This window comes from Cypionkella sp. PAMC25878 (genome assembly GCF_058135695.1).
This window is the reverse complement of record NZ_CM176871.1, coordinates 1,177,521-1,198,068: the sequence shown is the minus strand read 5'-3', so window position 1 is coordinate 1,198,068 and position 20,548 is coordinate 1,177,521. Positions and strand designations below refer to the sequence as shown.

Here is a 20,548-nt window from a genome sequence, read left to right as displayed (position 1 = left end):
AAAATAAAAGCGCGCCCGGACATCCCGAGCGCGCTTCTCTAGTGAGCAATCAGGGCTCAACAGGACTGGGCTTAATAGATCAGCCCGTCATAGACGCCATAAGCGCTGTTGGTCGAGGCCAGTTGCCGGGTCTGGCCCTGCGCATCGGCATAGGCCACCACAGCGTTATAGGTGCCGGGGCCAAACGAGCCGTCGATGCCGCCGCGATAGTAGCCATAGGCCGACAGGCGGCGCTGGATCAACCGACGCTCGGACGACGAATAGTTGTTAAACGCCCGTGCGGCCGCGGTGCTGTAAACCGAGACGCGCTGTGGCTCATAGCGGGGTTCATAGCGCGGTTGGTACTGCTGATAGCGCGGCTGTTCATAGCGGGGTTCATACCGAGGCTCGTAGCGCGGCTCGTAATGCTTCTTGTTCGGCTTGGTTTCACGAATGATACCTTGCAGCAGAATGACGCCAGCAGCGCCTTTCAGCACGTCTTGCTCACGTTGGCCCCAAGCCAGTGCAGGGGCTGCGGGCAAAGCAACCGCAAGGGCGAGCAATGCGGCGATGGTGTTCCGTTTGATGTTTGAGACAGCGGGCAGCATGTCATATCCTTTCATGTTGTTGGCCAGCGAGAGCAGTCTCGTTGGGCCGATGAGAGCAACATGTGGATTGAACGCGCGATAAGCAAAATCGTTGCCTTGATAGGCGATAACAATACGGTGTTTGCGGCGGGATGCAGCACGCCCCCCGCCGTAAGTAGTTTATTTAATACGGAAATCGAAATGCTTGCGCACATTTTCTTCGATTTTCCAAATGCCCTTAAAAGTTGGCTCCACCACGAAAGAATCGCCAGCTTTGACGGTCACGGGCGTGCCGCCATCCGGCGTGATAGTGATCTTGCCCTCAATCAGCACGACGTATTCATAGGCCGTGTAGGTGGCGTGGTAGCTGCCAACGGTGCATTCCCAGATGCCGGAAACCATATCACCCGCCGCCGAAGTGTGCAGCGCCCAAGTCTTCATTTTCGGGCTACCTTCGGTGACAATCCAACCATCCAGATCGGCGGTGGAGGGTTCTGATCCGGTGGTAGCGGGCAGTTTAACGACGGTTTGCATGCGCATACTCCTGTTAGGTCAAGGTCCAGTGTGGCGATTGACGCCAGATTGTCCCAGCCATCCCCGACATCCGCCCCGCCAGACCCGACAATGCGCAAGCGGGGCTTGTGTCGAGGGCAGGCAACCCTGATATCTGCGTCAAACCATGTGGAGATGCCGTTGCACCGTATTGCCATGCCCGAACGCCCCGACTGGCGCAGCGAAGCCGAAAAGCTTGGTTTCACCTTCGCCGATATGTATGGCGAGCCCTACTGGGACGAAACCTCAGCCTATAGTTTCACGCTGGCCCAGATCGAAGACGATATCGAAGACCCCAGCACCGAACTCCACGCGATGTGCCGCGAGGCTGTGGCAAGAGTGATTGGTTCGGAAAGCCTGATGCAACGGATGAATATTCCGCGCGCGCATTGGGATCTGGTGGCGCAAAGCTGGCAAGATGCCGAGCCGGAATTATATGGCCGTTTCGATCTGGCATACGACGGCAATGGCCCAGCCAAGCTGCTGGAATATAACGCCGACACCCCGACATCGCTGTATGAAAGCGCCTCGTTCCAATGGCTGTGGTTTGAACAGCAACTGGCCGCCCGCGTGCTGCCGCAAGGCAGCGATCAGTTCAACGGCGTGCATGAGGCTTTGGTCGCCCGTCTTGCCGAAATGTTTTCTCCCGACACCGATCTGCATTTCGCCGCCGTCGCGGGTGCGCCGGAAGATTACGCCACCGTGGAAACCATGGCTTGGGCCGCGCGAGAGGCAGGTTTGGGCGCACATTACACCGATCTCGACAAAATCGGCATCAGCTCGGACGGCCAGTTCACCGATGCCGAAGATCGGGTGATCGGCGCGCTGTTCAAGCTCTACCCCTGGGAAGACCTGCTGCGCGACCCGTTTGCCGACAAGATCGCGGCCTCAGGCTGTCGTTTCATCGAACCGGCATGGAAGGCGATCCTGTCGAACAAAGCGATTCTGCCCGTGCTGTGGCAGATGTTTGAAGGCCACCCCAACCTGCTGCCCGCCTTTTTCGAGGATGAGGCCGCCTTGGACCGTGCGCCTGATTTGCTGGCCGCTGGCTATGTGGTGAAACCGATATTCTCGCGCGAAGGCCAGTCGGTGACCATCCATCAAAATGGCACCGTGCTAGAGGCCGCCACCGCACGTGACTACGACCAGCACCCAAAGATCGTCCAAGCCTACCACCCGCTGCCCATATTTGCCGACATGCGCCCGGTGATCGGCGCGTGGATTGTCGGAGAGACTTGCGTCGGCATGGGTTTGCGCGAAGATCGCAGCCGGATCACGCAGGATTTGTCGCGGTTCAAACCGCATTTTATTGAGGGCTAAGCCAATGAAACGCTCACGTCATGTCGCATTGGCTTTGCTCGGGGCCGCCGCCTTCGGGGTCGCCGCCTGCACCGAGGAAAAGACCGAAGCCAGCGCCTTTGCCGACAAGGCAAGCTGTCTGGCCGAGGCCAGCCCTGACGGTTGGTTCAGCGCTGCCGATTGCGAAACCGCCTTTGCCGAGGCGCAAAAGCTGCATGACGAAACCGCACCCCGCTATGAAAGCCGCGAGTTGTGCGAGGCCGAGCATGGCGCGGGGGCCTGTGGCGGCGATGCGGCGGCGAACAGCGGCGGTGGCGGTTCGGTGTTCATGCCTTTGTTGATGGGCTATATGATCGGGCAAGCCTTGGGCGGCGGTCGGGTGATGTCGCAGCCGGTGGTGCAGACGGCGGGCGGAGGTTATTCCACACCGAACGGCGGCACCCGGATCAGCAATCTCAACAGCGGCGGCACTATCAATGCCAGTGCGTTCAACAAGGCTCCGGTCACCAAGGGCTTGGCCCCGATGACGAAAACCCAAGTGCAATCGCGCGGCGGCTTTGGTGGCTCGGGCGCGAACCGGGCAGTGGGCGGCTAAACAAAAACGGCGCAGGTTGCCACGCGCCGCTTTTCATCTGAGTGCTCGTCTGCCCGAATTAAACCGACAAGCAGACGTATTTCAGCTCCATGTAATCGTCGATGCCGTGGCTCGATCCTTCACGGCCCAAGCCCGACTGCTTCACGCCGCCAAACGGTGCCATCTCATTGGAAATCAGCCCGGTGTTCACACCCACCATGCCGTATTCCAGCTGTTCCTGCACACGCGTGATCCGGCCGATATCCTTGGCATAGAAGTAGCTGGCCAGACCAAAGATCGTATCATTGGCGCGGCGGATCACTTCTTCCTCGGTATCGAACTTGAACAACGGCGCCAGTGGGCCGAAGGTTTCCTCATTGGCCACCTTCATCGCAGGCGTAACCCCCGTCACCACCGTCGGCTGAAAGAACGTGCCGCCCAAAGCGTGCCGCGCACCGCCGGTCAACACCTTGCCGCCACCCGCCAACACATCAGCGATATGTTCTTCCACCTTCTCAACCGCATCTTCGTTGATCAAAGGCCCGGTGGTCACGCCCGCCGTCAAACCATCGCCAATCGCCAACTTGCTGACCGCGGCCGCCAGCTTCTCAGCAAAGGCATCATACACCCCAGCCTGCACATAAATCCGGTTCGCACAGACGCAGGTCTGGCCGTTGTTGCGGAACTTGGAAATCATCGCACCCTCGACCGCCGCATCCAGATCGGCATCGTCAAACACGATAAACGGCGCGTTGCCGCCCAATTCCATCGAGCATTTTAACACCTGCTCTGCCGCCTGCCGCAGCAGGATGCGACCCACTTCGGTCGAACCCGTAAAGGTGATCTTGCGAATAGCCGGATTCTCACAGAACTCCTTGCCGATCTCGGAAGACCGCGAGGAAGTGATCACCGAGAACACACCGCCCGGCACGCCAGCCCGCTCCGCCAACACCGCCAAAGCAATCGCAGACAATGGCGTTTCCGCCGCAGGCCGCGCCACAAAGCCACAGCCCGCCGCCAAAGCTGGGGCCACCTTGCGCGCGATCATCGCATTCGGGAAGTTCCACGGCGTGATCGAGGCACACACCCCAATCGGCTGTTTCAGCACAGAAATCCGCTTGTCACGCATATGGCCGGGAATGATCTGCCCGTAAGTGCGCTTGGCCTCTTCGCCGAACCATTCGATATAGGCCGAACCATAAGCGATCTCGCCCTTGGCTTCAGCCAACGGCTTACCCATCTCGGCGGTCAGAATCGTCGCCAGATCCTCCTGCGCCGCCATGCACAGATCAAACCATTTGCGCATCACCTGCGCGCGTTCTTTGCCGGTGCGCGCAGCCCATTCCTTGCGGGCCACATCGGCGGCGGCAATCGCGCGCGCGGCATCGGCACGGGTCAGGTCAGGCACATGGGCAATCACATCGCCGCGCGCCGGGTTGGTGACGGCAAAGGTCGCACCATCGGCGGCCTCAATCCATTGCCCCGCCACATAGGCCTTGTTCGGAAGCAAGCTGGGGTCTTTCAACAACGAACGCAGATCGGTCACGGAATCGAGCATGGGGGCCTCCATTAGCACGGGTTGCCCCTGCTTGCCCGCTCTGGACTTAAAAGTCCACATCCTCCACCAATGCTGGACCTAAAGCTGGCGTCAAACTGGAGTGATACCGATGGACATGACCCGCGAATATCTGAACGGCGCCTTCATTCCGGGGTCCGAGGCGCTGCCTGCGCTGTGGACCGCCAAGGCCGCCGCTTTCCGCGAAAGCCTCGGCCCCCGCGCGCGCCTTGACATCGCCTACGGCCCCGCCCCGCGCAACCGCTTCGATCTGTACCTGCCCGAAGCCACACCGAAAGGCCTGATGGTGTTCATCCACGGCGGCTACTGGCTGGAAACCGACAAAAGCCTCTGGTCCCACCTCGCCGCAGGTGCCATCGCTCAAGGCTGGGCATGTGCGCTGCCCGGCTACACCCTCGCTCCTGAAGGCCGCATCGCCCAAATCACCGCCGAGGTTGACGTCGCTATCACCGCCGCCTGCGCGCTTGTCGAAGGCCCGCTCGTCATCACCGGCCATTCCGCAGGCGGTCATCTCACCGCCCGGATGGGCAACCCCGACCGCAGTGGCACCCTACAAGCCCGGCTCACCCGCATCGTACCAATCTCGCCCCTCGCCGACCTAGAGCCGCTCTCGCAAACCGACATGCAAACCAACCTGCTCCTCGACCCCGAAGAAATCGAAGCCGAAAGCCCCGCCCGCCACGCCCTGACCACCCAAGCCCATATCTGGGTCGGAGGCGCAGAACGTCCCGCCTTCCTATGGCAAGCCCGCACCCTGTCGGAAAACTGGAACTGCCCGTGGACGGTCGATCCCGGCACCCACCACTACAACGTGATTGACGCACTGGAAGACCCGAACTCACCGTTGATACAAACCTGCCTCAAAGGCCTCTAAGCCCATCCTCTGCGCTCAAATATCCTCAGGGGTGAGGCGCGCCGCGCCGAGGGGCAGAATGCCCCTGATTTTTCCCAAAAATAGCAGCCGCCTAACTATTCGCGTGCATCCGCTCAATATAGGCGCGCATTTCTTCCGCCTCGTGCCGCGCATCGCGCAACCCTTCCATCGCAGCGCGCAATTCGGCCTCAGACTGGGCGATCTGGTTCATCAACTCGCCCTCACGGCTTTCGAGGTAAACAATCGCCTGATCGCGCATCTCCTCCGCTTCATGCAAAGATTGCGCCATCCGGTCCATTTCCGCCATATCGCCGCCCGCCACACGGGTAAAGCGGTGCAGCAACCAATAGGTGAACCAGCCCGCCGCGAAGGCCAACAGCAGGATGACGGCAGTGGCCGCGATAAATTCGGTGCGGTTCATAGCTGCATCCCCAACATCATTCTGACTTCTTCGGTCGCGGCTTTGGCGCGATGGTTTTTTTATGTGGTGCCACCGAAGGGCTGGTATCGCCCGAAAAATCCGGGCCCTCCTGCGCGGCTTTGACCGTACTCTGCGCCGCATCCGAACCCTGCGCCGCTGTCGCTGCCGCCTTACCAGCATCGGGAGAGGCGGGCTTTGGCGCCCCGATCAACCGGAATTCAATCCGCCGATTGGCCTCCCGCCCGGCTTCGGTGCCATTGTCGGCCAAGGGATCGGCCTCGCCATAGCCGCGCGCCACCATGCCAGAAACATCAATCTGCCGCCCCTGCAAAGCCAACACCACGGTTTCCGCCCGGGCTTGCGACAGCGCAAGGTTGCCGCCGTCCGAGCCTTGCGAATCGGTATAGCCAGCGACTTCCAGTTTGACGCCCGGACAGGCTTTCAGCACATCCGCCAACGCCTTCATCACGCCACTGGCAGCCGAGGCGATTTCGGCCGACCCCGGCGTGAAGGTGATCTTCTGCCGCGCCACCACGTCATCAACGTCCTGCGCACATTCTTCCGAGGTCGGGATCCCCGCCAACGGATCAAGCGCCTTGTCGTATTTCACATCGACCTTAAAGGTCTGGCCCTGTCCGAGTTTCTCGGAAAGAATCTGCGAGATTCGGACCTTGGCGGATTGCGACCCAGTGATACCCTTCAGTTCCACCGTATCAGCCCGCACCAGCAGGGTGCCGTTGTCCAACTCTCCCAAAGCCTGCAGCCCAGCCAGCACCCGCAACGGCCAGCCGGTCGGCAGTTCGGGGTCCATCCGGGTCGCAAGGTAAGTGTTGCTGCCAAACTCGGCCTTGGCAAAGCTGTCAACGGCTTTGCGCAACACCTCATCAGTCAGACGACCGCGCATCTCCAACCGATGCGTCTCAGGCGCGAGCTTGGCGGTGAACTCAGCCGGGCCTGCAACTCCACCTGTGGCCTTCTTCTCCAGCGTTGCTTTCAGCGAGAACACATCCGGCAGCGCTGCACCCAATTCTCCAACCACCCGGTCAAAATCCGCCTGCGGCACATCGGCACCCGCCAACAGCGTCACATCGGCATCCGCGAAGGTCAGCGTCGCGCTTTGCAACTGCGCCACCGCTTTGATCCCGGCGATGGTGGCATCAGCCCAGCGCGGCGTTGGCACGCCCAGCCCGATGGTGCAAGCATTGCGTCCCACGGCACCCGCAGCCCCCGCCGCCGCCAAAATCTTCGCGCGCGCCACCTCGGTATCCGCCGAACAGGCATCAAACCGCGCGCCCTCGGCGTCTTTCACAAAGCGCAGCGTGAACGGCGTCAGCACCGGACGCGGCGCCGAAATCTCAATCTTCACCGCCAGCCCCGCAGGCTTCGCGCTGTTCAACTGCTTCTCAAAACTGCGCTTTTCGGCCTCAGATCCAGCAATCGCGGTGATCGCCACCTGATCCGCCGCCACCGAAATCTTTGATCGCGGCAACATGCTCAGCGCGTTCAACCCATAGGTCAGCGCCGCATCCCAGCCTTCCGGCGCCGGATAGGCCGCCGTCTCCAACATATCCGACAGTGGAATATCCGGGGAAAGCGCCTGCGCCGTGTCTTTGACGCCCTGCAGCTCATCGCTTTCCGGCAACAAACCGATCAACTGAATCCCATCATCGTTGCGCAGCATTTCCACCGAAAACCGGGGCGCTTCAATCGCCTTCACCGGAGTCACCTCCAGCCGGTCGCGTATGCGGGACGAATCGATCAGGCCGCCCACAAGATTGACCACTTTGTACCGCATGGCCTCATTCGGAGCTGTCCCGTTTAGGTGAATTTGCAAGCCATCCGGGGTGACGCTGGCAAAGGTGATGCCCTCGGTCAGCAGCATGGATTTCACCGCCCGGGCGGAAATATTCTCAACCAGCACAGCCGCACCCCAGGCCACCAGCACCGAAACCATCCCCGCCGCGATAAATGCGCAGGGGGCAAGATACTTCGCAGGAAGCTGGGTAAGGCTGAGTTTCGGCAATGTTACCACGGGGTCATTCAACTCGGTCTGTCAGAAACGCCGCCGGAGGACAGCAGGCCACCCGGTCCCGGTCTGCATAAAGCGCGCGTCCCCCCGGATCAATCAAAGGAACACCGCAACGGCAAGAAACAGCGCAGGAATGAGGCCAGCATCGCGGTTGGATAGAAACAATCGCCGACATTGCGCCGGATCGTCGATATTTAAGCCACGCAGCTGCCACGCCATATGCCAACCAAAGCCCCAGACCCCCGCCAAAGCAAGGATCAACGCAAGCATTTTGCCGGGGGGAATCGGGATGCTGATCACCGCGCCCGCCATCAAAACCACCGCCACCACCATAAACCCGCGCAGCCACGCCCGCGAGTTGTCACCAAACAGCCGCGCCGTCGATTTCACCCCGATCAGCGCGTCATCCTCGCGGTCCTGATGCGCATAAATCGTGTCATAGAACAATGTCCAAGCGATGCCCGCGCCATACAACAGCACCGCAGGCAGCCGCACCTCGCCGGCATGGGCGGCATACACCAGCACCGCCCCCCAGTTGAACGCCAGCCCCAGAAACGCCTGCGGCCACCAGGTAAATCGCTTGGCGAACGGATAAATCAGCACCAACCCCAGCGACGCCACCCCCAACCCAATCGCCAACCAGTTGTAAGTGAACAAAATAAGCGCCGCGAGCGCCGCCTGCACCGCCATCCACAGCAGCGCGCCCCGAACCGTCACCGCCCCCGAGGGCAGCGGCCTGCTGCGCGTCCGCGCCACGCTTGCGTCAATCTCACGATCCGCAATGTCGTTCCAGGTGCACCCCGCCCCGCGCATCAGAAACGCGCCCAAGGCCGAAGACACCGCCAACCACAGATCCCAGCGACTGAAGCCATCGCTCAAGCCCGCCAGCGCAATGCCCCACCAGCACGGGATCAGTAAAAGCCACGTCCCAATTGGGCGATCCGCACGGCTCAATCGCAGATAGGGCCGGGCCGCCTGTGGCGCAAAGCGATCCACCCAGTTGTCTTTCGGCGCATCCGCCACCGTGGCCTCTGGTTTTTCCGCAAACTCAGACATAGATTCCCCAGCATGACAGATGCAAAAATCCGCCTCTATGTAGATCAGGCACTGGCGCATGGGCAAGCCGTGGCCGTCAACGCCGATCAGGCCCACTATCTTTTCAACGTGATGCGGCTTGCGCGCGGCGCGCCTGTGGCCCTGTTCAATGGCCGCGACGGTGAATGGCGCGCGGAAATTGCCGAGGCTGGCAAACGCGGCGGCATCCTGATCTGCACCGATCAAACCGCGCCTTTGCGCCTGCCCCCCGATCTCTGGCTCGCCTTCGCGCCGATCAAAAAAGCCCGCACCGATTTCATCGTCGAGAAAGCCACCGAACTCGGGGCCGCCCGCATCATCCCGGTGCAAACCCGCCACACCAACGCCGAACGCATCCGCCAAGACCGCCTGCAAGCCCACGCTTTGGAGGCGGCCGAGCAATGCGGCGCCACCTTTGTCCCCGAAGTCAGCGACCTGACCAGCTTGGATAAATTCCTCACCACTCTCCCCGCAGACCGCAAGCTGCTGTGGTGTGATGAGGCGATGGTCGGCCAAGCCCCGGCCCTAAGTGGCCCACGCGGCGGAAAATGGGCCATCCTGATCGGCCCCGAAGGCGGCTTCTCGGCAGACGAACAAACCCGCCTGCGCGCGCTGCCGCAAATCCACCCCACCGCCCTCGGCCCCCGCATCCTGCGCGCTGACACCGCCGCCGTCGCAGCCCTCACCCTGTGGCAAGCGACCTTAGGCGACTGGGCATGATCCGCCCCGAGTTCCTCGCCATGCTGCGGCGCTTCTCCGAAGTGATCTGGGCATCTGCCATCATAGGCTTCGGCCTCTGGCTGATCCTATTAGGTGGCTACCTGCTCACCCCTGTTGGCACCGCCATCGGTGCATTCGGCGTGGCTTGGGCCATCCTTGCGCTGCGCCGCCAGCGCTTTGCCCAAACCGTCGAGGCCCCCGGCATTGTCGAGGTCGATGAAGGCCAGATCGGCTATCTCGGGCCACAAACCGGCGGCTATGTCTCAATCCCCGAGCTGACCGAGCTGCGCCTGCTCTCTCTGCGCGGTCGCCGCGTCTGGCGGCTCAAACAAGCCGATGGCCAAGCCCTGCTGATCCCGGTTGACGCCACCGGAGCCGACAAACTGTTCGATGCCTTCGCCAGTCTGCCCGGCATGAACACCCTCGCCCTTGTCGCCGCCCTAGATGCCAAACCCAGCACCGGCTCCAGCCATCTGGCGCTGGCGGCGGAAACCAAAACCATCTGGCACCGCCCCGCTATCGGCGCACTTTCCCGCGAGTGAACCTATTGTAACGCGCGTGCGGCCACTCTTGACTTAGCAACGCCGCCGCTTCACCAGTTGCATCCTGAAATTTCCAAAGCGAAAGGGCTCTGCCCCATGTCGATTCCTCAATCCGGCGGCGGCCCCATCGAAGACTTCGCGCAACTGGCCGAGTTGATGGAGTCCGGCAGTAAACCGAAAGCCGATTGGCGCATCGGCACCGAGCATGAGAAATTCGGCTGGCTGACCGACAGCCGCGCGCCGCTGCCCTATGCTGGCGACCGTTCAGTATCCGCCCTATTCGCGGGCCTGCAAGGCTTCGGCTGGACCCCGGTGCTGGAAGCCGAGAACATCATCGGCATGACGCGCAACGGCGCGAACATCAGCCTTGAGCCGGGTGGCCAGTTTGAACTCTCCGGTGCGCCCTTGGAAAACTTGCACCAAGGCGCGGCTGAATTGCAAAATCACCTCGACGAGGTCCGCGCCATCGCCGATCCTCTGGGCATCAAATTCATGGGGATCGGGGCCGCGCCGGAATGGTCGGCCCAGACCATGCCGGTGATGCCAAAAGGCCGTTACCGTCTGATGACCGATTATATGGGCCGCGTCGGCACTCATGGCACCCAGATGATGTATCGCACCTGCACCGTGCAGGTGAACCTCGACTACGCGTCGGAGGCCGATATGGTGAAAAAACTCCGCGTCGCCCTCGCCTTACAACCCGTCGCCACCGCCCTGTTCGCCTCCTCGCCGTTCTTCGATGGAAAACCCAATGCCCATAAATCATGGCGCAGCCGCATCTGGCGCGGCTTGGACAATGCCCGCACCGGAATGCTGCCCTTCGCCTTCGATCAAGGTTTCGGCTTCCAACAATATGTAGACTGGGTCTTGGACGCCCCGATGTATTTCGTCTACCGCGACGGCAAATATATCAACGCTTTGGGTCAATCCTTCCGCGACTTCCTCGCTGGAAACCTGCCCGCTTTGCCCGGTGAAAAGCCCACCCTGTCCGACTGGGCCGACCATATGACCACCGTGTTCCCCGAAGCCCGCGTGAAGAAATACATCGAAATGCGCGGGGCAGATTGCGGCGACCAAGCCCATATCGACGCGCTACCCGCTTTCTGGGTCGGCCTAATGTATGACGACGCTGCATTGGACGCCGCATGGGATCTGGTCAAAGGTTTTGACACCGAGACCCGCGAAGCCCTGCGCGTCAACGCGTCTGTCAGCGCCCTGCAAGCCGAAGCCAACGGCATCAAACTGCTAGACCTCGCCCGCGCCGCCGTCGGCCTGTCGCACGCAGGCCTCGCTGCCCGTGGCCTTGATGAGCAGCGCTACCTCGCCCCCCTCGTGCAAAACCTCGCCACCGAGAAGACCCAAGCCGACCGCTGGCTGGATCTCTATAACGGCGCATGGGGCAAAAGCCTGACGCCGATCTATGAGGCGTCGAGCCTCTAGGTTTCACTCTGGCCTAAATATCCCCGCCGTAGGCTAACTGCATTTATGCCAGAAGCCTCCGGCGGGAGTATTTCAAAAAGAGCAAATCCTTTAGGCCTTCTTCGCCCCGATCCTCGGCTCCGTTCCCGCTTTAAGGCGCTGCAAATTTGGCCAGTGCCGGATGTAGACCAGCACGGTGAGAATGAACACCAGAGCCAGCATCTGGCCCTGATCGAACATGAACAGCCACAGCCCGGACAAGGCCGCCGCCACCAGTGCCGCCAGCGACGATATCCGCCACACAGCCGCCGCCAACGCCCAAGTCGCACAGGCCGCCAGCCCCACCGGCCAAGCCAAAGCCAACAACGTGCCAAGGAATGTCGCCACCCCTTTGCCGCCTTTAAACCCCAGCCAAACCGGGAACAGATGCCCGAGAAAGGCCGCTAACCCGGCCAGTTGCGCCGCATCCTCTCCCACCGCATAGCGCGCGATCAGCACCGCGATACCGCCCTTCGCCGCATCCAGGATCAGTGTCGCCAAGGCCGCACCCTTGTTCCCCGTCCGCAGCACATTGGTCGCGCCAATGTTCCCCGAGCCGATAGAACGCAAATCCCCCAGACCCAGCGCCCGCGTGATCACCACGCCAAACGGCACCGACCCAAGCAGATAGGCCAGCACCGCGACCGCTACCAAAACCAACGGCGAAGAAACAATCTCTGGCATATCTTACCCCTGATAAACCGCTTGGCCCGCGACATAAGTTGCCAGCACCTTACCCTCCATCCGGCAGCCGTCAAACGGTGTGTTCTTGGATTTCGAGTGCAATTTGAACCGATCTAGCAGGTAAGGCGCGTAGGGGTCGAACAGCACCAAATCCGCCGGAGCCCCCACCGAAAGCCGCCCCTGCGGCAACCCCAGCCGTTTCGAGGGGTTCAAAGACAACGCCCGGAACAGTGTCGGCAAATCCAACTGCCCCGCATGATACAGCCGCAACGCCGCAGGCAGCAACGTCTCCAACCCCACCGCCCCCGAAGCCGCTTCCTCAAACGGCAGCCGCTTGCTCTCCTCATCCGCCGGAGTATGAAATGACCCGATCACGTCGATCAGCCCCTCCGCCACCGCCTGCACCATCGCCATCCGGTCTTCTTCCGAGCGCAGCGGCGGGGTGAACTTGAAGAACGTCCGGTAATCGCCGACATCAATCTCATTCAGCGTCAGATGATGGATCGACACCCCCGCCGTCACATCAAACCCATTCGCTTTTGCGCGCTCCAACGCAGGCAAACTGCGCGCCGTGGTGATCTGATCGACGTGATACCGCACCCCGGTCATCTCAACCAAGCCCAGATCACGGTCGAGCCCAATCCGCTCCGCCATCGCCGAAACCCCCGGCAACCCGCGCAAAGACGCAAACTTCCCAGAAGTCGCCGCCGCCCCCGCCGACAACCCCGGTTCCTGCGGATGTCCGATCACCAAGGCCCCCAAGGATCGCGCATAGGTGAACGCCCGGCTTAACGCCTTGGTATCGCTGGAAACCTTGAACACATCGGTAAACGCCACAGCCCCCGCATCGAGCAGAAACCCGATCTCGGTCATCTCATGGCCCAAACGGCCCTTGGTCAGCGCCGCCATATGCCTGATCCGCACCCGCGCCTCCCCCGCGCGCCGGGTCACAAATTCCAACACCTCCGGCGTGTCGATCGACGGCGTGGTATCGGGCCGCACCACCATCGTGGTGATCCCGCCCGCCGAAGCCGCCAACCCCGCCGAGCGGAACGATTCCTTATGCCGCTCGCCGGGTTCACCGATCTTGACGCCGATATCGACGATCCCCGGAGCCAGACAATGCCCGCCGCAATCCACCTCCGCTGCCCCCAGCGGAGCCTCGCCATCGAGGGCCACAATCACACCGTTGTCGATGGTCAAAGAGCCGATCTCATCCGTGCCGGACTCCGGGTTGATCAGGCGGGCGTTGGTGAAGTGGAGGGTCATTTTGCCCCTTTCGTTTCACTGGAAATTGTTGCGAGCCGATCTCGGAACACGAGATCAAGCCTCGCTATGCGAGGCGCTGCCCAGTCAAATGCCGCATCCCAAGTGCAGCGATCAGCCAGATTTGGGGCAGAAATCGAAGAAGTTATTGCGCATCGCTGCACGAGTGGCTTTTCGTCCCAAAACAGTGGCTCGCCAAACGCGCGCTCTATTGCAGTTCTGCTGCGCTTGAGTTCCAAGAACCACTCGGTCGCCATTGGATTTTGCAGCGTAAGGCCAACACGAAATTTCGCTTCCTGCGAAATGACAGCAACATGGAGGTGAGTTCCAGCGGTGCCAATGGGAAACCCAATCCAGTTTTTCTTTGTCGACCGATGAGCGGGAGGAAAAATGGATTCCCGTTCTAGCTTGGCGGCGAAAGCTCGCCAGAAATCCGGATATTCAGTGGCAGTCAAAGCCTGAGAAGCAATCATCCCCCTCACCCCGCCATCCAAACAAACGCCACTGTAAACACCGCCAGAAACACCAGCACCCCGGTTGCCACCATCCCGCTCATCCGGGCATCCGACCATTTCCGCTTGGGCTTCTCGCTCATACCAGCACCCCCACAGCCACCCGCCCGCGTTCCGCCCGCAGATTGCGCGCCAGGAGGTCCATGCAGGCCATCCGCACCGCCACGCCCATCTCCACCTGATCCTGGATCACCGAGCGGTTGATGTCATCCGCCAACTCGCCGTCAATCTCGACGCCCCGGTTCATCGGCCCCGGATGCATCACAATCGCATCCGGCTTTGCAAACGACAGCTTCTCGGCGTCCAGCCCATAGCGGTGGTAATATTCCCGCTCGGACGGAATAAACCCGCCATCCATCCGTTCCTTCTGAAGCCGCAGCATCATCACCACATCCGCGCCCTCAAGCCCCTTGCGCATGTCGTCGTATAACTCACAGCCGAAATGCTCCACCCCCGCTGGCATCAAGGTTGGCGGCGCAATCAACCGCAGCCGGTTCTCCATCTTGCCCAGCAAAATCAAATTGCTGCGGGCGACGCGCGAATGCGCAATATCGCCGCAAATCGCAATCGTCAGCCGCTGAATCCGCCCCTTCGCCCGCCGGATGGTCAGCGCATCGAGCAGTGCCTGCGTCGGATGCTCATGCCGCCCATCGCCCGCGTTCAGCACCGCGCAGTTGACCTTCGAGGCCAGCAAATTCACCGCCCCAGACGCACCATGCCGCACCACCAGCAAATCCGGGTGCATCGCGTTCAGCGTCATCGCGGTATCAATCAGCGTCTCGCCTTTCTTCACCGAAGACGAGCCAACCGACATATTCATCACATCCGCGCCCAGCCGTTTCCCGGCCAACTCAAAACTGGCCTGCGTGCGGGTGGAGTTCTCAAAGAACATGTTGATCTGCGTCAGCCCCGCCAAAGCATCCGACGATTTCACCGTGCGGCGGTTCAGATCGACATAGCGATCCGCCAAATCCAAGATCGTGGTGATTTCCAAAGGCGAAAGTTGCTCGATCCCAAGCAGGTGGCGGGCGCGAAAGCTCATCGGCATCTCCAGGGCATGTTTTGCCGCTTATAGAAACCCCAAGCGCCCCCGGCAAGGCTTGTTCCCCAGTCGCAAGCCCCCTACTTTGCCACAATGGGAATCGACTCCAACATTGCAGGCGACTGGCACGCCGCCTTGGCAGCCTTGGCTTGGCAGGTCGATCTCGGCCTGACCGACATCAGCGTCGAATCCCCGCTGAACCGCTACGACTTGCCCGAGCCGATCAAAGCCCCGCCTCCCGGGCCCATCGTCGCCGCGCCCAAACCAGCGCCGCCGCCAGAACCAGAAGCCCCCAACCCCGAGGCTGCGATCTTTGAGGCGCGCGCGGCGGCCAGCCATTGCGAAACGCTAGAGTCTCTGCGCGAAGCCGTCGCCGCCTTCGAGCATTGCGAACTCAAACGCGGCGCGCGCAACCTCGTCTTCGCCGACGGCAACCCAAAGGCCCGCGTGCTGATCCTCGGCGAAGCCCCCGGTGTGGAAGAAGACCGCGAAGGCCGCCCCTTCGTCGGCCGCGCCGGACAACTGCTCGACCGCATGTTCGCCGCCATCGGCCTTGCCCGCACCTCGCCCGACCCCGAAACCGCGCTCTATATCACCAACACCCTGCCATGGCGCCCGCCGCAAAACCGCGACCCCTCGCTGGATGAAATCGCCATGATGCGCCCCTTCGTGGAACGTCACATCGCCTTGATCAATCCCGATGTCATCGTGCTGGTCGGCAACACGCCGCTGCAAACCCTCCTGAACACCAAAGGCATCCTGCGCGCGCGGGGCAACTGGACCGAAGCACTAGGCAAACCCGTGCTGCCGATGACCCACCCCGCTTACCTGCTGCGCAACCCCATCGCCAAACGCGAAGCTTGGGCCGACCTTCTGTCGCTGCAGACCAAACTACGCAGGTAAAAAGCCGCCCCGCTCGGATGAAAATGGCCCCCAAGGTCGTCCTCTCTGCTCAAATATGCCCGCAGGAGGCCCCCTCCGCCTTGACCCTCACGGCGCGGGGCAACCTGCGATCTCGACTGACCCACCGGGCCCCAACACAGTCACCACCACGCCCGAGCGATCCAGCGCAAAGGGTGCTCCGCTGCTGGCCACCAGATCGACGCCTGCCGTCAACCGCCCGCCAGCCCGCGTGCTTTCCGCCTCACCCACCCAGACGCTTGCATCCGAGGTTTCAAAGACCACCGTCTCGGCCCCACGCTGCGGCAAATCCAGCACTGCGGTCAACCGCAACCCGTCGACAATCGGGGCCACCTCGCAAGAAATCGCCCGCAACCCCGCCGCCTTGCCGCCCACAGGCTGCGCCCGCAAAGCCGCGTTGATCGCCGCATCAGGCGCACCCGCATCCAAAACGGCGGTAAGCTGCACCTCCGCTGGCATGCAAATCTGATTGCACACCCCCAGATCAACCCCGGCCCGCAACTCCACGGGCTTGGACGCATCCAGCGGCACCACCTCCAGCGGCAGCACCACGCCTTCGTGATAGCCAATCGTCTGCATGCCATTGGTGTGAAACACCACCGGGCTCGGCCAATGCACAAGCACCGATTTGACGTTCACCGAACCCGACCAGTTGAACAATGGCGGAATCCCAGCCTCACCGGGGCTGCGCCAATAGGTCTTCCAATCCGGCGCAAGCCGCAGCCGCAACCCCGCCATGTGATGGCCATTCTGCATCTGCCAACCCGGCAGAAGATCAGCCTGCAAGACATCGTCCTGCGTGGTGGCAAAAACAGCCGTCGCTGCACAAAGCGCAAGGGCAGGCGAAGCGGCGCAGAGCGCGAATGTCAGGACTTTCAGCATGAGACTGTCATAAGCAAAGCGCCGCCTTCGGGGAAATCACGATCCGGCGAGAGACTTGTAACCAAATCCGGCTTTGCCCATCTTGAGTCCAACCAGACATAGGGGCGCGATTCGATGGATCTCTGCGGAAAGCTATTGGTTGCAATGCCCGGCATGGGCGACCCTCGGTTTGAACATGCGGTGATCCTCGTCTGCGCCCACACACCTGAAGGTGCCATGGGTCTGATCATCAACAAAACCCTGCCCGATATGTCGTTCTCTGGCCTGCTCGAACATCTGAAAATCCCGCTGGGCGAGGAAAGCCGCAAGATCGCCGTGCATTTCGGCGGCCCGGTCGAACGCGGGCGCGGCTTCGTGCTGCACTCTCCCGATTACATCGGCGGCCCAGCGACGTTGAAGATCGAAGGCGGCTTTGGCATGACCGCGACGCTGGATGTACTGGAAGCGATGGCACAAGGCCAAGGCCCCGACAAAGCCCTGCTGGCATTGGGATATTCCGGCTGGGGTCCGGGCCAGCTCGAGACTGAAATCACCCGCAATGACTGGCTGACGGTAGAGCCCTCCGAAGCGCTGATCTTCGCCGAAAACGACGCCTCCAAATGGGCAGGCGCCTTGCGCGGCATGGGCATCGAACCGCTTAGCTTATCGGCAACTTCAGGCCGCGCCTAACCGATTTTCGCCGCGAAAATCGTGCACGAATTCCGTTTCGGAATTCGGCTTACTGCTTCGGCTTGTCGTCCCAATCCTTCATCAAAATCCGATTGGCATCACCCGAAGGATCATCAAACTGCTTGGTCTTCATCGCCCAAATAAACGCCAGCAAACCCACTCCCCCCAGCAGCAATGACACCGGAATCAGGATCGACAGGATTTCCATGACTTCAACCTCCCCCTACTTCAGCCTCATCGCGTTCAGAGAGACGGTAATCGACGACAAAGACATCGCCAAGGCCGCCGCCAAAGGTGTCGCCAACCCCACCAACGCCAAAGGCACCGCGATCACATTATACGCCGCCGAAATCCCGAAATTCTCCAGCATCCGCCGCGTTGCTTGCCTTGCAATCCGCGTGGCATCGCCAATCGGTGCCATATCCTGCCCAAGCAGCACAATATCCGAAGCCGTGCGCGCCGCATCCAGCGCCGTCGCGGGTGAGATCGACACATGCGCCACAGCCAGCGCTGCCGTGTCGTTCAGCCCATCCCCCACCATCAACACCCGCCGCCCCTCCGCCGTCAAAGCGCGCACCAGCGCCACCTTCTCAGCAGGCAAAGCCCCCGCCACCCAGTCCTCAATCCCCAACCGCCCCGCGAGTTCCGCGACCGCCCCCGGCACATCGCCCGAGATCAGCTTGATCCGCATCCCTTGCGCCTTAAGCTGCGCAATCGCCGCCTCTGCCCCCGGACGTAGCCGATCTGCAAAGGCAAAGGCCTGCGTCTCGCCTCCCGCACGCAGGTAAGTCGCCGTCACCGCCAGTGCCGCCGCCCCGCACCAATCCGCACGGCCCAGCCGCACGGGCTGGCCCTGCCAAACGCCCTCCACGCCATATCCCGGCACCTCGCGCAGATCAGAAACCTCCGTCGCCGTAAGCCCCTGCGCCCGCACTGCCGCCGCCAAAGCCTGCGCCAAAGGATGCGATGACCCTGCCGCCAAAGCCGCCGCCACTTCCAGCGCGACAGCCGGATGCGAGCCTAAATCCACCATTTCCGGCGCGCCCATCGTCAGTGTGCCGGTCTTGTCAAATACCACGGTATCGACCTGCGCCAAACGCTCCAGCGCCGTGCCATGCTTGATCAACAGTCCCTTACGGAACAGCTTGCCAGAGGCAGCCGTCACCACCGCAGGCACCGCGAGGCCCAAGGCACAGGGGCAAGTGATGATCAACACCGCTGCCGAGATGTTGATCGCAAACCGCAGATCCCCCCCCGTCGCCCACATCCAGTAGCTAAAGGCCGAGAACGACAGGATATGCACCAAGGGCGAGTAAAACCGCGCCGCCCTCTCGGCCAAAGTGGTGTATTTTGTCTTCGCACTTTCCGCCACTGCGACCAAATCCGCCATCCGGTGCAGGCTCGAATCCCGCCCCGCCGCCGTCACCCGCAACGTCAAAGGCCCGGTCAGATTGACCTCCCCCGCCGCCACCACCATCCCCGGCCCGACAAACACCGGCAGGCTTTCCCCGGTCAGCAAACTGCGATCCACCTCCGACGCGCCGCTTTCCACCACCCCATCCACCGGCATCCGCCCCCCCGGACGCACCCGCACCAGATCACCGACCACTACCTCGGAAATCACCCGCACCACCTCAACGCCATCCTCCAGCACCGAGGCCCGAGGCACCTCCAACGCCGCCAATTCCTCGGCAGCCGAACGCGCCACCGCCCGGGTGCGATGATCCAGATAGCGCCCCAGCAAAAGGAAGAAGCACAGCATCACCGCCGCATCAAAATAAGCGTGATGGCCGGATTTAATCGTCTCAAACAGTGAAATCGACGACGCCAGCACCAAGGCCAGCGAGATCGGGAAATCCATCCCAAGCCGCCCAACCCTAACTCCCGCCCAGGCCGAACGGAAAAACGGCTGGCCGCAGAAAATCACCGTCGGCACCGCAATCGCTGCCGAGATCCAGTGGAACATGTCGCGCGTCGCCCCTTCGGCCCCCGACCACACCGCCACCGACAACAGCATCACGTTCATCATTGAAAAGAACGCCACCCCCAGCCGCATCAGCAACTCGCGCCCCTGCCGATCCGTCTCCGTGGCGCTCAGCAGCCCCGCGTCCAGCTCATGCGCCTCAAACCCCACGCCCGCCAGCACCGCAACCAAAGCCTCTGCGGTCACGTCAGCCATAGCATCCACCGACACCCGCTTCATCGTCAGATTCACCCGAGACGAGTCCACCCCCGGCACCGCCGCCAACGCAGTTTCCACCGTCGAAATACAAGCCGCACAATGCGCCGACGGCAGCGACAACATCAGCCGTCCCCGCGCCGCCACCTGCGCCTGCTGTTGCGCCAATGGCACCACAACACAGGCCGGACAAGCCGCCATCCCGCCCTGCTCAAACTCAACCACGCTCACCGCCTAGCCTTTCACAAACAGGTTCAGCCGCTGCTGAAACAGCACGCCATCGCCCGAGCGCGCCGTGACATGCAGCATCCATTTGCCCGGATGCAAAGCGGCTTTCGCCACATAAACCCCGCCCTCATAGACAAACCGAGGCGTCGAATCCTCACGCGCCTCGGTCACCCGGCCCAGCAGAACATCCAAGCCCTCGACCACCACCGGCTTGCCCGCAGCATCGGTAAAGGCCAGCACCAACTCCCCCTTCGCGCTATCATAACCGGGCGCAACCGTCCAACCCAACGCCTCCTGCGCCCGCCGATCCGCGTCAAACGTCTGACTAGCGACGTAGGAATTCTCCACCTCCAGCCCCGGAAACGTGCTGATCGCCTTGTAGGCCATCACCAGATTGACCGCGATGATCACGCCAAACGCCGCCACGGTAAACGCCAGCACATGCCAGCCCTTGATTTCGCGTACACCCGCCTCGGCCAT

Annotated in this window: 22 protein-coding genes; 8 read left to right on the top strand and 14 right to left on the bottom strand. The window is 61.8% G+C overall.

The window, feature by feature from the left end:
• Positions 1 to 71: 71 nt before the first annotated feature.
• Positions 72 to 587 carry a peptidoglycan-binding protein gene (locus ACS5RD_RS05650; RefSeq protein WP_156317389.1) on the bottom strand — a complete coding sequence of 172 codons (516 nt, stop codon included), beginning with the start codon at positions 585 to 587 and terminating at the stop codon, positions 72 to 74.
• 159 nt (positions 588 to 746) lie between these two features.
• Entirely contained in the window at positions 747 to 1,100 is a 354-nt protein-coding gene (locus ACS5RD_RS05645) for a cupin domain-containing protein (RefSeq protein WP_202905571.1), read from the bottom strand.
• 159 nt (positions 1,101 to 1,259) lie between these two features.
• Here ACS5RD_RS05645 and ACS5RD_RS05640 point away from each other — a divergent pair, with 159 nt between their 5' ends.
• Positions 1,260 to 2,438 (top strand): glutathionylspermidine synthase family protein, encoded by a 1,179-nt coding sequence (locus tag ACS5RD_RS05640; protein WP_489930370.1) that lies wholly within the window; start codon positions 1,260 to 1,262, stop codon positions 2,436 to 2,438.
• Between the two features lie 4 nt (positions 2,439 to 2,442).
• A complete protein-coding gene (locus ACS5RD_RS05635) occupies positions 2,443 to 3,012 on the top strand; it encodes a DUF1190 domain-containing protein (RefSeq protein WP_489930369.1) in 570 nt (189 codons plus the stop codon).
• A gap of 58 nt (positions 3,013 to 3,070) precedes the next feature.
• Here the strand turns inward: ACS5RD_RS05635 and ACS5RD_RS05630 are convergent, their stop codons facing one another.
• Entirely contained in the window at positions 3,071 to 4,549 is a 1,479-nt protein-coding gene (locus tag ACS5RD_RS05630) for an NAD-dependent succinate-semialdehyde dehydrogenase (RefSeq protein WP_489930368.1), read from the bottom strand.
• A gap of 109 nt (positions 4,550 to 4,658) precedes the next feature.
• Between ACS5RD_RS05630 and ACS5RD_RS05625 the strand changes: the two genes are divergently transcribed.
• A complete protein-coding gene (locus ACS5RD_RS05625) occupies positions 4,659 to 5,441 on the top strand; it encodes an alpha/beta hydrolase (RefSeq protein WP_489930367.1) in 783 nt (260 codons plus the stop codon).
• 91 nt (positions 5,442 to 5,532) lie between these two features.
• Here ACS5RD_RS05625 and ACS5RD_RS05620 read toward each other — a convergent pair whose 3' ends face one another.
• The 3 genes from ACS5RD_RS05620 to ubiA form a co-directional block, all read right to left on the bottom strand.
• Positions 5,533 to 5,862: a hypothetical protein gene (locus ACS5RD_RS05620; RefSeq protein WP_054005461.1), complete on the bottom strand. Its 330-nt coding sequence runs from the start codon at positions 5,860 to 5,862 to the stop codon at positions 5,533 to 5,535.
• Positions 5,863 to 5,878: 16 nt separating this feature from the next.
• A complete protein-coding gene (locus ACS5RD_RS05615) occupies positions 5,879 to 7,906 on the bottom strand; it encodes an OmpA family protein (protein ID WP_489930366.1) in 2,028 nt (675 codons plus the stop codon).
• A gap of 81 nt (positions 7,907 to 7,987) precedes the next feature.
• The gene (ubiA, locus tag ACS5RD_RS05610) at positions 7,988 to 8,947 is read right to left on the bottom strand and encodes a 4-hydroxybenzoate octaprenyltransferase (RefSeq protein WP_489930365.1); all 960 of its coding nucleotides are present in this window, start codon (positions 8,945 to 8,947) and stop codon (positions 7,988 to 7,990) included.
• Between the two features lie 12 nt (positions 8,948 to 8,959).
• Here ubiA and ACS5RD_RS05605 point away from each other — a divergent pair, with 12 nt between their 5' ends.
• From ACS5RD_RS05605 to ACS5RD_RS05595, 3 genes are all read left to right on the top strand, one after another.
• Entirely contained in the window at positions 8,960 to 9,685 is a 726-nt protein-coding gene (locus ACS5RD_RS05605; RefSeq protein ID WP_489930364.1) for a 16S rRNA (uracil(1498)-N(3))-methyltransferase, read from the top strand.
• Positions 9,682 to 10,227: a hypothetical protein gene (locus ACS5RD_RS05600; RefSeq protein WP_489930363.1), complete on the top strand. Its 546-nt coding sequence runs from the start codon at positions 9,682 to 9,684 to the stop codon at positions 10,225 to 10,227. Before ACS5RD_RS05605 ends, ACS5RD_RS05600 begins: the two co-directional genes overlap by 4 nt.
• A gap of 96 nt (positions 10,228 to 10,323) precedes the next feature.
• Complete coding sequence (locus ACS5RD_RS05595) at positions 10,324 to 11,667, top strand: glutamate--cysteine ligase (RefSeq protein WP_489930362.1); 1,344 nt, start codon at positions 10,324 to 10,326, stop codon at positions 11,665 to 11,667.
• A 90-nt stretch (positions 11,668 to 11,757) separates the two neighbouring features.
• On the opposite strand, the gene plsY is transcribed toward ACS5RD_RS05595, so the two are convergent.
• The 4 genes from plsY to ACS5RD_RS05575 form a co-directional block, all read right to left on the bottom strand.
• Positions 11,758 to 12,369: a glycerol-3-phosphate 1-O-acyltransferase PlsY gene (plsY, locus tag ACS5RD_RS05590; RefSeq protein ID WP_054005467.1), complete on the bottom strand. Its 612-nt coding sequence runs from the start codon at positions 12,367 to 12,369 to the stop codon at positions 11,758 to 11,760.
• Positions 12,370 to 12,372: 3 nt separating this feature from the next.
• Positions 12,373 to 13,638, bottom strand: a complete 1,266-nt coding sequence (gene pyrC / locus ACS5RD_RS05585; RefSeq protein ID WP_489930361.1) for a dihydroorotase — start codon at positions 13,636 to 13,638, stop codon at positions 12,373 to 12,375.
• Complete coding sequence (locus ACS5RD_RS05580) at positions 13,635 to 14,108, bottom strand: DUF4268 domain-containing protein (protein ID WP_489930360.1); 474 nt, start codon at positions 14,106 to 14,108, stop codon at positions 13,635 to 13,637. Before ACS5RD_RS05580 ends, pyrC begins: the two co-directional genes overlap by 4 nt.
• 118 nt (positions 14,109 to 14,226) lie before the next feature.
• Positions 14,227 to 15,189 carry an aspartate carbamoyltransferase catalytic subunit gene (locus ACS5RD_RS05575; RefSeq protein ID WP_489930359.1) on the bottom strand — a complete coding sequence of 321 codons (963 nt, stop codon included), beginning with the start codon at positions 15,187 to 15,189 and terminating at the stop codon, positions 14,227 to 14,229.
• A gap of 93 nt (positions 15,190 to 15,282) precedes the next feature.
• Here ACS5RD_RS05575 and ACS5RD_RS05570 point away from each other — a divergent pair, with 93 nt between their 5' ends.
• On the top strand, positions 15,283 to 16,092 hold the full coding sequence (locus ACS5RD_RS05570) for a uracil-DNA glycosylase (RefSeq protein ID WP_489930358.1): 810 nt from the start codon (positions 15,283 to 15,285) through the stop codon (positions 16,090 to 16,092).
• Between the two features lie 87 nt (positions 16,093 to 16,179).
• Here ACS5RD_RS05570 and ACS5RD_RS05565 read toward each other — a convergent pair whose 3' ends face one another.
• Positions 16,180 to 16,992, bottom strand: coding sequence for a protein-disulfide reductase DsbD domain-containing protein (locus ACS5RD_RS05565; RefSeq protein WP_489930357.1), 813 nt, complete (start codon positions 16,990 to 16,992; stop codon positions 16,180 to 16,182).
• 114 nt (positions 16,993 to 17,106) lie between these two features.
• On the opposite strand from ACS5RD_RS05565, the gene ACS5RD_RS05560 reads away from it, so the two are divergent.
• Positions 17,107 to 17,661: a YqgE/AlgH family protein gene (locus ACS5RD_RS05560; RefSeq protein WP_489930356.1), complete on the top strand. Its 555-nt coding sequence runs from the start codon at positions 17,107 to 17,109 to the stop codon at positions 17,659 to 17,661.
• A gap of 49 nt (positions 17,662 to 17,710) precedes the next feature.
• Here the strand turns inward: ACS5RD_RS05560 and ccoS are convergent, their stop codons facing one another.
• Genes ccoS through ACS5RD_RS05545 form a run of 3 tightly spaced genes read right to left on the bottom strand, consistent with a single transcriptional unit; the run spans position 17,711 to position 20,548 of the window.
• The gene (ccoS, locus tag ACS5RD_RS05555) at positions 17,711 to 17,869 is read right to left on the bottom strand and encodes a cbb3-type cytochrome oxidase assembly protein CcoS (RefSeq protein ID WP_054005472.1); all 159 of its coding nucleotides are present in this window, start codon (positions 17,867 to 17,869) and stop codon (positions 17,711 to 17,713) included.
• A gap of 15 nt (positions 17,870 to 17,884) precedes the next feature.
• Positions 17,885 to 20,041: a heavy metal translocating P-type ATPase gene (locus ACS5RD_RS05550; protein ID WP_489931336.1), complete on the bottom strand. Its 2,157-nt coding sequence runs from the start codon at positions 20,039 to 20,041 to the stop codon at positions 17,885 to 17,887.
• 33 nt (positions 20,042 to 20,074) lie between these two features.
• On the bottom strand, positions 20,075 to 20,548 hold the full coding sequence (locus tag ACS5RD_RS05545) for a FixH family protein (RefSeq protein WP_054005474.1): 474 nt from the start codon (positions 20,546 to 20,548) through the stop codon (positions 20,075 to 20,077).